15 protein-coding genes and 1 tRNA gene are annotated in these 13505 nt (G+C 51.2%); 9 read left to right on the plus strand and 7 right to left on the minus strand.

Annotation, left to right across the window (positions count from 1 at the left end; translation table 11 throughout):
- Positions 1-38: 38 nt before the first annotated feature.
- Both OXG75_04520 and OXG75_04525 read left to right on the plus strand, forming a co-directional pair.
- Positions 39-1067, plus strand: coding sequence for a permease (locus tag OXG75_04520; protein MCY3625245.1), 1029 nt, complete (start codon positions 39-41; stop codon positions 1065-1067).
- An 18-nt stretch (positions 1068-1085) separates the two neighbouring features.
- Positions 1086-1667, plus strand: coding sequence for a DNA-3-methyladenine glycosylase I (locus tag OXG75_04525; protein ID MCY3625246.1), 582 nt, complete (start codon positions 1086-1088; stop codon positions 1665-1667).
- Here OXG75_04525 and OXG75_04530 read toward each other — a convergent pair.
- On the minus strand, positions 1647-2267 hold the full coding sequence (locus OXG75_04530; protein MCY3625247.1) for a hypothetical protein: 621 nt from the start codon (positions 2265-2267) through the stop codon (positions 1647-1649). The two genes, OXG75_04525 and OXG75_04530, sit on opposite strands and share 21 nt — an antisense overlap.
- 131 nt (positions 2268-2398) lie before the next feature.
- Between OXG75_04530 and OXG75_04535 the strand changes: the two genes are divergently transcribed.
- A tRNA-Arg gene (locus tag OXG75_04535) sits at positions 2399-2475 on the plus strand.
- Between the two features lie 277 nt (positions 2476-2752).
- On the opposite strand, the gene OXG75_04540 is transcribed toward OXG75_04535, so the two are convergent.
- The 6 genes from OXG75_04540 to OXG75_04565 all read right to left on the minus strand — a co-directional run bounded on the left by OXG75_04540 (position 2753) and on the right by OXG75_04565 (position 8038).
- On the minus strand, positions 2753-3871 hold the full coding sequence (locus tag OXG75_04540) for an NAD(P)-binding domain-containing protein (GenBank protein MCY3625248.1): 1119 nt from the start codon (positions 3869-3871) through the stop codon (positions 2753-2755).
- A 159-nt stretch (positions 3872-4030) separates the two neighbouring features.
- Positions 4031-4795, minus strand: coding sequence for a metal ABC transporter permease (locus OXG75_04545; GenBank protein MCY3625249.1), 765 nt, complete (start codon positions 4793-4795; stop codon positions 4031-4033).
- On the minus strand, positions 4779-5714 hold the full coding sequence (locus tag OXG75_04550; GenBank protein ID MCY3625250.1) for a zinc ABC transporter substrate-binding protein: 936 nt from the start codon (positions 5712-5714) through the stop codon (positions 4779-4781). Before OXG75_04550 ends, OXG75_04545 begins: the two co-directional genes overlap by 17 nt.
- A 76-nt stretch (positions 5715-5790) precedes the next feature.
- On the minus strand, positions 5791-6054 hold the full coding sequence (locus OXG75_04555) for a hypothetical protein (GenBank protein MCY3625251.1): 264 nt from the start codon (positions 6052-6054) through the stop codon (positions 5791-5793).
- 198 nt (positions 6055-6252) lie between these two features.
- Positions 6253-7722 (minus strand): hypothetical protein, encoded by a 1470-nt coding sequence (locus OXG75_04560; protein ID MCY3625252.1) that lies wholly within the window; start codon positions 7720-7722, stop codon positions 6253-6255.
- 10 nt (positions 7723-7732) lie between these two features.
- The gene (locus tag OXG75_04565; GenBank protein ID MCY3625253.1) at positions 7733-8038 is read right to left on the minus strand and encodes a hypothetical protein; all 306 of its coding nucleotides are present in this window, start codon (positions 8036-8038) and stop codon (positions 7733-7735) included.
- A gap of 424 nt (positions 8039-8462) precedes the next feature.
- Between OXG75_04565 and trpS the strand changes: the two genes are divergently transcribed.
- From trpS to trpC, 6 genes are all read left to right on the plus strand, one after another.
- Entirely contained in the window at positions 8463-9464 is a 1002-nt protein-coding gene (gene trpS / locus OXG75_04570) for a tryptophan--tRNA ligase (GenBank protein ID MCY3625254.1), read from the plus strand.
- A 103-nt stretch (positions 9465-9567) separates the two neighbouring features.
- The gene (gene ribB / locus OXG75_04575) at positions 9568-10767 is read left to right on the plus strand and encodes a 3,4-dihydroxy-2-butanone-4-phosphate synthase (protein ID MCY3625255.1); all 1200 of its coding nucleotides are present in this window, start codon (positions 9568-9570) and stop codon (positions 10765-10767) included.
- An 11-nt stretch (positions 10768-10778) separates the two neighbouring features.
- Positions 10779-11246, plus strand: a complete 468-nt coding sequence (gene ribE / locus OXG75_04580; GenBank protein ID MCY3625256.1) for a 6,7-dimethyl-8-ribityllumazine synthase — start codon at positions 10779-10781, stop codon at positions 11244-11246.
- Between the two features lie 9 nt (positions 11247-11255).
- Positions 11256-11711, plus strand: coding sequence for a transcription antitermination factor NusB (gene nusB, locus OXG75_04585; GenBank protein ID MCY3625257.1), 456 nt, complete (start codon positions 11256-11258; stop codon positions 11709-11711).
- A complete protein-coding gene (gene trpD / locus OXG75_04590) occupies positions 11701-12735 on the plus strand; it encodes an anthranilate phosphoribosyltransferase (GenBank protein ID MCY3625258.1) in 1035 nt (344 codons plus the stop codon). The genes nusB and trpD overlap by 11 nt, the downstream gene beginning before the upstream one ends.
- Complete coding sequence (trpC, locus tag OXG75_04595) at positions 12698-13498, plus strand: indole-3-glycerol phosphate synthase TrpC (GenBank protein ID MCY3625259.1); 801 nt, start codon at positions 12698-12700, stop codon at positions 13496-13498. The genes trpD and trpC overlap by 38 nt, the downstream gene beginning before the upstream one ends.
- Positions 13499-13505: the final 7 nt, after the last annotated feature.

Here is a 13505-nt window from a genome sequence, read left to right on the forward strand (position 1 = left end):
TAACGGCGTAAGGATGTGAATTTAGGAATTACCTAGCGATGCATACGGTCTCTAACACGGATACTGATCAGGTTTCATGCTGCCATGTTCCTTCTCCCGGCGACCCGCTTAGAGTCAGCCGAAACCTGAAAATCTCCCTCGCGCTGCTTCTCTTCCTGGTCGCCGTTTCCTTCCTGCCTCCTCTTTCGGCCCTTAATGCCTCCCTTCTGGGATATCTCCGGCTGCTCGCCATTCCGCTTGCCGCGGGTTTTCTTCTGGGCGGGGCCGTAGACTATTTCGTTCCCGAGGGGTTTATATACAGGTATCTCGGCAAAACGGGCAAGTCATCGCTTCTCTACGCGCTTGCGGGAGGTTTTCTTATGTCTTCCTGTTCCCACGGAATACTCGCCATAGCGATCCAGATCTACAGAAAAGGGGCAAGCACCCCTGCCGTGATAACATTCCTGCTCGCTTCTCCCTGGGCGAATTTCCCCGTAACCATTCTTCTCATAAGCTTTTTCGGGTGGAAGGGTGTTCTGTTCATAGTCACGGCGGGATTTATCGCCGTTGTTACCGGTCTTGTCTTCGAGGCGCTTGAGCGGGGAGGCCACGTGGAGAAAAATGACGTCACGGGTCTTGAAGAAGGGTACGAGTGGGAGAAGATAAGGAATTTTTCCCTGAGGGGAAGCATTGCGGGAGTTCTCAGGGGCAGTCTCAATCTTTCCAACATGGTTCTCTGGTGGCTTATAGCGGGCCTTATGGCGGCGGTCCTGATAGACGTATACGTGCCCGGGGAATTTTTCATGCGCTACTTGGGTCCTGACACGGGCGGCCTTCTGCTCACGCTTGCGGGAGCCACGGTGATTGAGGTTTGCAGCGAGGGAAGTTCGGTTATTGCGTTTGAGATCTATGACAAGGTCCAGGCGTTCGGGAATCCATTTGTTTTCCTGATGGCGGGAGTTGTGACCGACTATACAGAGATCGGTCTTCTCTGGACCAGCATAGGAAGAAAGACGGCGCTTATGCTTCCCGCGGTTGCCGTTCCCCAGGTGCTTTTCTTCGGATTTCTTTACAACGCCATTCTCTAAACGGGAGACGGAGACGGAATGCGCAGATGTCCATGGTGCGAGAAAACAGATATTGAGAGGGATTACCACGACAGGGAATGGGGAGTGCCGGTCTTCTCCGATGCGAAGCAGTTTGAGTTTCTGGTTCTCGAATCCGCCCAGGCAGGCCTCAGCTGGCTTACCGTTCTTCGCAAGAGGGAGAACTACAGGCGTCTTTACGACGGGTTCGATCCGGAAAAAGTTGCCCGCTACGGGGAGGGAAAGATACGGGAACTCATGTCTGATGACGGAATAATACGCAACCGAAGGAAAATAGATGCGTCGATAAACAACGCCGCGCGCTTTCTCGAGATACGGGATGAATTCGGGAGCTTCTCAGATTACCTGTGGGGGTTTGCCGGCGGAGTTCCGGTTACGAACAGCTGGGAGAAGATGTCGGAAGTGCCCGCCTCGACGGAACTTTCAGTGACGGTGAGCAGCGACCTTAAAAAAAGGGGCTTCCGCTTCATGGGGCCCACTATCGTCTATGCGCATCTTCAGGCTACAGGGGTGATTAACGACCATCTTGTCTCGTGTTTTCGCTACGAAGAGATTCTGGGCTTAAGCAAGGGAATCAAATAGCCGCATCAGGTAATCTCCGCTTTCCCTGCTGAAGCGAATTATTTCTTCAATGTCTTCTTCGCCAAGATCCTTTTCAATTCTTCTCACGGTTTTTTTTATGGCCACGGAATGCGCCGGGTCCTCCTTGGCGTGAATCTCTATGAAGGTTGAGGGACCTGCGGGTGTTTTCACTTCGGGAAAAAGAAGCCCCGACACGTTCTCAAAAAGGTAGGAATGACCGAGTATCGCCAGAGGGAACCGCTCGGCGGCGTTCTGGAGAAATCCGTCGTATTCCCTTACGATATCAAAACAGAACGGGTTTGTTTCCTTTTCTCCGAGGTCCTTCAGGTCGCGAAGGGCGATCTCTGCGTGCCCGAGTTCTCCCTGCGCGCAGGAATGAAACCTTTTGCTGAGATAAGGGTCTGAGTCTTTCGTGCTTATGCTTGCCATATTGACGGCTCTCTGGCTTAAAAATTCGATGATATAGAAAGTAAGCAGGAATCTTGCGTAGGTTCCTCTGTCCAGGTTCCCGGAAACAAGTTTTTTTGTTTCTTCCCTGTCTTTTACCCTCTGCAGATAGGCGTCGACTTCAATGTCAAGAAGAGATTCGAGTTTCTCCATTTTGTTCTTCCCGAAATCAGATTCAGAGCGACTATTATAATATAGAAATCCGTATTGTTAATTCTTCCTGCTCGTTTTCAGGTTGACTGCGTCACTTGGCTCAGGAACCATTAGGGAGCGTTTCTTTCTCCGCGCCCGTAGCCCAACTGGACAGAGCGCTTGACTACGGATCAAGAGGTTGGGGGTTCGAATCCCTCCGGGCGCGCCATCCTTGAATATTAGACGCATTTACGAACCTATCAAACAGTTTCTTCAAAGGGCTAAGGTATAACAAAGAGTTTGGTCCCTTCAGCTCGGCAATTCCCAATAATTTATAATATTAGATACGGTCCAAGCGGATGCAGCTAACAATTGCAGACAATCACCCAGTTCAAATGATCCGTAGGCAATAACGGAAAGGAACCAGGACGAACTGGCAATCAGTTGGCATAACCACGGTATTTTTATGTTGGCCTTAAATTTTTTCTGAGCTAATTCTTCTTGCATCAGCAAACACACTCCTCTCCGCAACAGCTCAAATCATCTAGGTAGAGACCTTCATTACGATACGACTCAATCAGCGTTGTATCCATACCCAATCGTTTTCCAATTGCATTAGCGACAACACCAAACCTCTGCCGATACTTATAGATAAAACAAAAAATAAGATCATCATGGCGAACTTGTGGACCAACGAGAAACAATCCAGGAGTTTTAGTTGATTCATCCTGCTCATTCAGCAAGCAATAAGCTTTATCTTTCTCCCAATCAAACAAGTTTTTAATGACGACTAAACTGCTTTTAAACCCTGTTGCCAAAATGGGTGGTGTGGCACTTTGATAAGGTGATGATTTGCCTCTGACATAAATCAAATACTTGTCCTGCTTCAGCTTTATCTCCCTAACCATGGATTTACCAACAAGCTCAATCCTGTTATAAATTATTTCCTGCTTCAACCTCTCCAACGTAAAAGGCGATAAGTTTTCACTTGGGTCAGTTGTTTCTTTACTCCAACGCGCATCGCGGTCTAATACACGAACCTTTTTGCCCAATCGACTTAAGTGGACGGCCGCATCAATTCCACTCTCATAACCGCCAATAATGTAAATTTCATCGCCTTTAACGTCTTCCCAGCTTTCCACTTGGCTGTTGTGCAGACACAATTCAGCACCTGGAATAGAATTTGTATTCGGGTATTGAAATTCTCCGCCCGCCCAGATCAAAAAGCGGGATTCTATCGGCTTTTGTTCAGTAATGTGAACCTTAAAAGAGCCTTCAGAATAAAGTACCTTCTCCACATTTGTATGTTCCATAACCGGCAAATCAAAATATTCTGATACAGTTTTTAAATACAGAGCATACTCCTTGCCGGTAGGGTGTTCTTTTCGAAGCATGTATGCAGGCGAGGTTCCGGATATAACAGCATTAAGGTCAAGATGACCATAAAAATTAGTTGTAAATGAAGGGGTTATGAGCTGCATTTCCTTCGGCCATTTCTCGAAAGTCGCACCGACTTCTTCTCTTTCAAGAACAATCATTTGCTTTATACCCAAATCCTTAAGCATGGCAGCAACCCCTATCCCTGCCGGACCGGCTCCAACAACCACAACATCAAATTTTCTCATCTCTTTAACCCCCTAACGTTTCATATCGAAAGGATTTACTTAACGGCATCTGTTCTATTAAAACACTCCTGATATATAGCATTATCGATACCCAGCTTTTAACGGTAGCATTGTGTTGGTTTGCAAATTCATTACCAGGGGACGCATACCAAACTCTTCTTAAGTTTTCTGGTCCCAGCTTGCTATCCTGACTCCTCGTATAATCAGGGCCGTTGCGGTATATGACAGGATGATGATCGGTCCGGCGGGCATATCAAACGCTATGGCCAAGGCAATACCGGAGAGAACCGCCGCCACTCCGCAGAGCCATGCAATAAGGTATGGCCGTTTGACTTTTACCGCGGCCAAAGCCGGGAGTATAAGGCTTGCGAAGACTACGTAAACGCCGACCAGTTGAACCGATGAAGTGATGGCGAGAGCGAAGATCAGATAAAATCCTATATTGTTTCGCACCTCTGGCTTGGAAAACCAAGCCAGCAGTATCAACGCGTAAATGGGCGCGTGTTTCGCTACATCTGTCCATGTCACAAACAGCATCTGTCCTGAAAGCAGATGCTTTACCTCCTCTCCGCCGTGGGGATGATCGGCCAGCAGCAGCAGCGCCAGCGATGCGGCAAGTACGAAAGTGCACCCTATGATCGCCTCCTGTCGCTCTGGCATGGCAGTTTCCACCTTGCGGAAAAACAGCCCTGCTACGACCGCGCAGCCAAGCGCTATCAGCTGGATCAGCCAAATAGAAGGATCATGGATAAACATATTGCCGACCACAAGCCCGAGACCCGCAATCTGCGCCACGGCAAGATCAATAAAGATGATCCCGCGGCGGAGCACTTCAATGCCCAGGGGAGCGTGGGTGAGCGCAATCATGAGGCCGGCAGCCATTGCCGGCCCGATGATTTCCAGAAGTTCACCGCTTAACATCATGTGTTTCTTTCAGCAAAGCTATAGTATTTTCAAACAGCGCGAACAGATCGCCGCTCTGCTCATTGCCGCCAATGGTGTAAGGAAGCACGATTGCCCTTGTCCCGGTTTTCTCCGACAGCCACTTACTCGCGCCATCCGGATCGTAAGGAGTACGGATAATCACGTCCGCCGGGCTTTTCCTTAGTTGCAGCAGCAGATTCTTCAGGTGAGAAGTTGTCGGCGGAATGCCGGGTTTCGGTTCAAGTGTTCCAACTTGTTTCATTTCTAGCCAGTCAATCAGATAAGTAAACGATTTGTGATGAAACACGACCGGTTTTCCTTTAAGCGCGGCAGCCTCGGATTCCCATCGGGAAATCGCAGCACTGAAACGCGACGAAAAATCCCGGTAATTATACTTATAGAAAGAGGCGTTTTCAGGGTCTATCTCCGAAAGCCGCTCAGCGAGAGTCTCACCCACTATGATCAGGTTGTAAGGATTCAGGTGCACGTGGGGATTGCCTTCCGGATGTATGTCTCCCATACTGCGGTCGACCACGACCGGGACCTCAAGCATTGTAACGAGCTGTGACGCCATGATGTAGCCGACAGAACCGGGCTGGAGGTCGGAGCTTGTTTTCTTAAGCAGAATCGGAAGCCAGCCTATCTCAAGGCTTGCGCCCGAGCAGAGCAGCAGATCGGCTTTGCGCACTTTTGATATCAGGCTTGGGCGCGCCCGTATGTAGTGCGGATTCTGCATGGCCGAGGTAGCCGAAAATGCTTCCACCTTGTCACCGCCTACTTCCTGGGCCAGAGCCGCCCATTCCGGTTCGCAGGTAAATACTTTTAATTTCTCCTGGTCAGAAGCGGCGAAAGCCGGGATGTGAGAAAACGCCAAGACAGTAAAAAACGCGGTTATGACCGCGAAACGTAATGTATTCATTTTTTCCTCCTTAAGTTTGAAAGTAAAACTCAACTGCCCGCACGTATGTACGGGAAATAAAAAGTCTGTTTACAACTCAGGATGGGGTGGGAGGTCCGCGGGTAATTCCCGCTTCGCGAGAATCCCGGACGACGATAATGTCAGCGGATGGCTGCTGTACGCACTGTGCGCGGTAGGCAATACGGATTTCACCAGCGGCGACGGGATCTGTATAGTCCTGATACTTGGCGTTTATGCATATCTCGCATTGATCTCCCTCATGCTTGTGCTCCCGGGAACTGCACTCGGCCGCATGGGCAAAGGAGAGGATCTGCGCCCCCAGAAAGGCAATTGTAAGCAATAGGGAATGTGTTCTGCGCATCTGCATTATTAAATGAGAAACATTATCATTTAGCCTATCATACGAAAAAGTACAGTGTCAATATGCTGCAACTGGGGCCGTCAGTTTCCCTCAAAGAAACCTGCCGGGGCCACGAAAAGCAGCCCCGGCAGGAGGAAGGAGAGAAAAGTCAGCCAATGTTTCCTGTCACAGTTGCCCTCAATATTTATGCGCGGCGTGTGCACCTATGGCCATTATGTACTGGAGCAGGAACTGATTGTCGCTCAGATCCTCTCCCAGTTTTTCGTGGTTGTACTGAAGGCGAATACGCGAGAACTCGCTGTTTGACCAGTCGCCCATGACAGCCACGGTGTAGGGATCGTGGTCTATCCCCGAATCCTCGGGAGAGTACAGCTGGGAATAGCGGGCGCCGATTCTCCATTTCGGCGAAAACTTGAAAACACCCTGTGCGTACCATCCGCTGCTTCCCCCGTCGAGGTGCTCTGTTTCTTCCTCAAGGGTGTATTCACCCTCTTCGTCGCGCCAGAAATACTCACCCTGGAGGAGAACCTCTTTCTGGCGGTTGTTTCCGGTGGGTGCCCAGACGTAGCGAAAATCAACCACGTAAAGCCTTGTGTCGCCCGTGAACATGCCGGCACTGAAGAACTCCCCGTGCTCGTCTTCGTGTCCGTGCTCATCTTCGTGTCCATGCTCGTCTTCGTCTCCGTGTTCGTCGTGTTCTTCCTCATGATCATCATGGCCGTTTTCAGCATGTTCGTCTCCATGCTCATCTCCATGTCCGTGTCCGTGACCACCGCCGCGACCGCTTGCCTCTCCGTCAAGCAGGTAGCCCCCGATTCTCCAGGATGAATTTCCTCCTATATCACCGCCTATCCGCATAAAGGCGCTGAACGAGTTTATGTCGTTGCCATCAGCTCCCCCAAACGGGAAATCGTCTCCGCGAAAAACACCGCCTCCCGCCTCGACATAGAAGTCGGTCGGAAGCACGTATGAAATCTCCGCTCCGGTATCATTAAAGGACTTGTCGAGAAACACCCTGTAAGGCAGGGGGCGGTCGGCAAAGTCATCTCCGTGGGCGTGATGCTCGTTCATGTATCCCAGAGTCCAGAACGCACGGCCTATCCTTATGGTTGCCCCGGTCGGAAGCCCGGAACCCGGAAGGGTCTCCACGTATGCCTCCTCAAGCTCAATCTCGACCCCGTCTCCATGGTCTGCAAGGGCGGTGGTTATGTGGCCGTAGAATTTATCGTCGACGCTTGTCGAAACATTAAGTTCGGTTTCTCCAAGAGAGATTCCTTCCGCCCCGCGTTCTCCCTCGTGTCCCAGGACGAATCCGGGAATTTCTCCTTCATCAGAAGAGAACGCGGCGAAGCGTCCGCCCAGTATTGCTCCTATTGAGGGGTTAAGGTTGCTGTTGTAGATGGCTCTGCCCGGATAGGCCTTGTCCTTGCTCTTTGAGTAGGTCGTTTTCGCCTGAGATGCTTCAGTTCTCATCTCGACGAGTTTTTCTTCCATCTTTAAAATCCGGTTCTCGTATTCCGATTTCATGGCCTTTATCTCCTCTCTTAGGGCCTCTATCTCCTGATCGGAAGCGGCAAAAGCCGGGACGTGAGAAAACGCCAAGACGGCAAAAAACGCGGTTATGACCGCGAAACGTAATGTATTCATTTTTTCCTCCTTAAGTTTGAAAAGAAAATTCTGCTGCCCGCATGTATGTGCGGGGAATGAAAAGTCTGTTTGCAGCTCGGGAGGAGGTGGGAGGTCCGCGGGTAATTCCCGCTTCACAGGTGTCCAGAACGACTATAAAGTCAGCGGGTGGCTGCGGGATGTGCTGTGTGCGGTGGGTAACACGGAGTTCTCTGGTGGCGCCGGGGTCTGTGTAGTCCTGGTACTTGGCGTTTATGCATATTTCGCATTCAGTTCCCTCATGCTTGTGCTCCTGCGAACCGTATTCGGCCGCGTGGGCAGTGGAGAGTATCTGCACTCCAAAAAAGGCTGTTGTCAGCAGTAAGAAAAGTGTTTTGCGCATTCGATAAGTTAAATGAGAAATATTTTCATTTAACTTACCACGCATCAAAGCTCCGTGTCAACATATGCGGGATGGTTTTTAAGTCCTGAACCCCTTTGTTTTAAGGAGTTTTAGGACTTAGTGGGAATTGCTGGTCAATTTCCCAGGCAGGCCATCCTGCGACAATCCCGCTCTTAATCTATACATGTTGTGTGAAAAAACTCTTCTGTTATGATCCCCACAAGGTTCACTCGCAAGCACAGGGTCAACGTGATGTAAAACGGTATTTGCTGACACCGACTGCGTCTGTCCTGAGAGTTCTTCAGAGCCCTCTTTCCTGTTGAGTATCCTGACTGTTTAAGTAACCTTACCGCCACGCATCGATTTTCGGAGGCTGACAGTGAGCGAAAAACCGATTCTGGTTACGGGGGACAGGCCCACGGGGAAGCTTCATCTGGGGCACCTTGTGGGTTCGCTTCGAAATCGCATCAGGTTCCAAGGCGAATACGACTGCTTTTTCCTGGTCGCGAATCTCCACATGCTGACCACGCATTACGACAGGGCGGTTGAGGTTGAGGAAAACACGATCGAGATGGTATGCGACTGGCTTTCCGTGGGAATGGACCCGGAGCGCTCGGTTTTCTACGTGCAGTCCCAGGTGCCGCAGATAACGGAACTCTCAACCATACTCTCGATGCTCTGCCCAGTGCCGAGACTCCAGAGAATCCCCACACTCAAGGAGAAGATTCAGGACATGGGAGTCGGGGACAACTACTCGGCGGGACTTCTCGGATACCCCGTGCTCATGGCCGCCGACATACTGATGTTCCGTGCGACCAAGGTTCCCGTGGGCGAGGACCAGCTGAGCCACGTTGAGCTCACGAGAGAGCTTGCCAGGAGATTTAATTTTCTCTACGGGGATTACTTCGGGGAGCCTGAACCGCTCATAAGCGAAGCGTCGCGTCTTGTGGGCACCGACGGAAACAGGAAGATGAGCAAGAGCCTTAACAACTGCATATATCTCGCCGACAGCGAGAAGGAAGTTGAGCGCAAGGTAAGGAGCATGTATACAGACCCCAAGAGAATAAGGGCCGACATACCGGGCACCGTGGAAGGAAACCCGGTTTTTATCTATCACGATCTTTTCAATGACGACACAGAGGAGGTCGAAGACCTCAAGGACCGCTACAGGACCGGGAATGTCGGTGATGTCGAGGTAAAGAAGAAACTTGCGCGCGCGATAAATCTTCTCCTTGAGCCCATAAGAGAGAAAAGGGCGCGGTACGAGAAAAGTACGGACGAGGTAAGGGACATACTGCGCGAGGGAACTCTCAGGGCGAAACAGACGGCCGAAGAGAACATGGAGCAGATAAAGGAAAAAGTGGGTCTTTTCCGCACGTGAAGCTCCGCGTGTTTATTGACAGAGACGCCGTCTATTCTATATTCTGCTTAAAGAAACTGTTTGTATTTGTGACATTTTTTGCGGCGGAAGGACATACAGGAAGATGAATTCCATTGAAGAAATTATTGATGACGTAAAACAGGGCAAACTTGTAATACTGGTGGATGACGAAGACAGGGAAAACGAGGGAGATTTTGTCATACCTGCGGAGAACGCTACCGCGGAAGCGATCAATTTCATGGCCACTCACGGCCGCGGTCTTATCTGTCTCTCCCTTACCCAGGAAGACGCTGAGCGCTTGGCTCTCCAACCCATAAAGCCCGAGTACAATGAAGCTCTGGAACACACGGCTTTCACCGTTCCCATAGATGCGAAAAAAGGGGTTACGACCGGCATATCAACCCATGACAGGGCTTCAACGATAAGACAGGCGATATCCCCGGATTCAAGGCCTGAGGATTTCGTACGTCCCGGACATATCTTCCCGCTTATAGCTAAAAAGGGCGGAGTGCTTGTCCGCGCCGGCCACACCGAAGGCTCAGTCGACATATCAAGGCTGGCGGGTTTCCACCCGGCGTCGGTTATCTGCGAGATAATGAAGGAGGACGGAGACATGGCGCGTCTTGAGGACCTGATGGGTTTCTCGAAACGCCACGGCATAAAGATCGCCACTATAGCCGATCTGATAAGGTACAGGATAGGTAAGGAGAGCTTCGTGCGCAGGGTTGCTGAGGCGGAGGTGCCTACCGAGTACGGGGTTTTCCGTGCCATCGCTTTTGAAAATGAAATAGACGGTCTTCAGCACATGGCCTTTGTGAAGGGGGAACTGAGCCCCGAAGAAGATACGCTTGTCAGGGTGCACTCCGACTGCGCCATAAGCGACATTTTCGGTTCGCTTTACTGCCACAGCAGGGCGAAGCTTACACAGTCCCTCAAAATGATAGAGGCAAACGGCTCCGGAGTTCTTGTCTACATAAACCAGGAGTCAAGCAACGGGGGATTTGCGAAAAAGATAGGGCGCTATTCAAACGGGAAGATAAAGGAGATGCCCGCCCTTGTTCCGGAGAGACAGGAACTCAAGGCTGAACTCAGGCATTATGGAGTGGGAGCCCAGATACTCAGGGGTCTTGGAGTGCGCGACATAAGACTTCTCACTAACAACCCGATAAAGGTAAAGGGACTTGAGGGCTTCGGACTCAGGCTGGTCGGGAGCGTTCCCATAGACATCTCGGATTACATGGAAAAGGAAATTGCAATGGGAAAAAGTGCTGATTTCAGTAATATTCTTTCAATATCAAAGTAAGAGGGGAGCAGATGCCTGAAACGATAGAAGGAAAACTGAGCGCCGGGAAATTCCGTTTCGCCATAGTGTCAAGCAGGGTAAACAGTTTCGTAACAAACCCCATGACGGAGGGGGCGATTGATACCCTCGTTCGCCACGGCGCCGCCGAGAGGTCTATAGACGTGATAAAGGTTCCGGGTTCTTTCGAGGTGCCGTTGGCGGTGAAAAAGGCGGCGCTGTCGGGAAAATACGATGCCGTCGTGGCGATCGGAGCCATAATAAGGGGGCAGACTTCCCATTTTGATTTTCTCGCTTCGCAGGTGACAAAGGATTTATCCGCGGTGGCTCTTGAGACCGGGGTGCCCGTCTGCTCCGGCATAATAACCACGGAAACGACCGAGCAGGCTATTGAGAGGGCAGGGGTCAAGGCCGGGAACAGAGGAAGCGAAGCCGCGCTCGGCGCGCTTGAGATGGTCAATCTCGTAAAAGTGCTTTCCTAGACTTGCCAGATGGGGAAAAGAAGGCTATCAAGAGAGACCGCCCTTCAGTTCCTCTATCAGGTTGATTCAGCCTCTGGGGGCAGTTCTCCGCAGACATCCGGTCTGCGTTCCGACTTCAGATCATTCTGTTCATTTCATCAGGGGACGGCGGACGGCGAAACACTTGAATTTGCGTTTACGCTCTGCCGGGGGGTTCTTGAGAATATAGACACAATAGACGGCATCTTGAACAGATCTTCTGAGCACTGGAGGGTGTCGAGAATGTCCATGATAGACAGGAACATTCTGCGCCTCTCGGTTTACGAAATCGCTTTCTTGAGCGATATACCTCTGCCTGTTACTATAGACGAGGCGATCGAAGTGGCCAAGGAGTTCGGGTCTGAGACCTCCGCCGCGTTTATAAACGGCATTCTCGACAAGATAGGAAAAGAGATGGAAGAAGGCGGGTCGGGCGATGATAAATGAAGTGATCTCAAAACTTGTGGAAGGCGGGGATCTCTCTGAGAGAGAGGTGACTGCGGTCTTTGACCTTATGATGGAGGGGAAACTTCCCGAGACTCAGATGGCCGCCTTTCTTACGGCTCTTCGCATTAAGGGGGAAACCGTTTCCGAGATAACCGGCGTGGCGAAGGCCCTTCTGGGCAAGGCGGAAAAGATAGACTGCGACAGGGAAACCGCAGTGGACCTCTGCGGGACCGGCGGCGACGGAAGCGGGACGTTTAACATATCCACAACCGCCGCCTTCATAGTCTCGGGAGCAGGAGTCACGGTCGCAAAACACGGAAACAGGTCGGTTTCAAGCCCGGTCGGAAGCGCGGACGTTCTGGAAGCGCTTGGAGTAAAAATAGATATCTCCCCGTCTCTCGCGCAGAAATGTCTTCTGGAAGCGGGCATAGCTTTTCTTTTCGCTCCCGTATATCACCCCGCCATGAGGAATGTCGCCAAGTGCAGAAAGGATCTCGGAATAAGGACTGTTTTTAATCTGATAGGTCCCGTGGTAAATCCCGCGGGAGTGAGAAATCAGGTTATGGGAGTCTACTCACCGCAGCTTCTCGTTTCTGTTGCCGAAGTGCTTAAAAATCTGGGTTCGCAGAAGGTGATGGTGATTCACGGAGAAGGGTGCATGGACGAGATAACCGTTACGGGGAGCACGAAAGTGGCCGAACTTCGCGACGGCGAAATCGCCGAGTACGATCTGCACCCCGAAGATTTCGGCGTGAAAATACACTCCCGCGAGGAGCTCACAGGCGGCACAAGCGCGGCCGAAAATGCGGAGATAACCCTCTCTGTGCTCGAAGGAGGGGATGGCGGCGCGAAAACAGACGCAAGCCTGCTTAACGCCATGGCTGCCATATACGTTTCAGGCAACGCGGCGAGCCTTTCGGAAGCACTAGTTCTGGCCAGAGATTCTCTTTTGAGCGGTGCCGCGCGCAGGAAGCTTGAGATGCTCGTTGAAATTACCAACCGTAACCAGCCGAATGATTCTTGACGACATAGTTGCGTATAAAAGGCAGGAACTGGATGAGGCGAAAAAAAAGCTTCCTCTCGGGGAACTCGTGTCTGCCTCCGCGGACCGTTCACCGGCCATTGATTTCGCCGCTCTTCACGCAGAGACACGCGGGGTGAAAATAATATCGGAAATAAAGCGGGCTTCTCCCTCCAAGGGTGTCATAAGGGATGATTTCGACCATCTCTCCATTGCCCGGGAGTATGAAGCCTCGGGGGCCTTCGCGCTTTCGGTTCTTACCGACCGCAGGTTCTTCGGAGGCGATATTTCCTATCTCTCCGATATAAGAACTCACTCGGCGCTTCCGATTCTGAGAAAGGATTTCACCATAGACCCCTACCAGATCTATGAGGCAAGGTGCCACGGGGCCGACCTCGTGCTGCTTATAGTCGCCGTATTGGACCGCGGGCAGATAGAGGAATATCTTTCCCTCGCGCGCTCCCTCGGGATGAACTGCATCGTTGAGGTGCACGGCGAGGAGGAACTGGAGACCGCCCTGCTGGCGGGGGGCCAAATAATCGGCATAAATAACAGGGATCTTCGGACATTCGACGTTTCGCTTGATGTCTCAAAGAGGCTCTCCGCCATGGTGCCCGAAGGGAAAATCGTAATAAGTGAAAGCGGCATATCGTCAGTTGCTGACATGGAGGGACTTATGGCCTGCGGTATAGACACTTTTCTTATAGGAGAAACGTTCATGAGAGCAAAAAGCCCCGGAGAGGCCCTTCGCGCTCTTCTTTGCTGATGGAGTG

Source organism: Candidatus Dadabacteria bacterium (assembly GCA_026705445.1).
Taxonomy (GTDB): Bacteria; Desulfobacterota_D; UBA1144; order Nemesobacterales; family Nemesobacteraceae; genus Nemesobacter.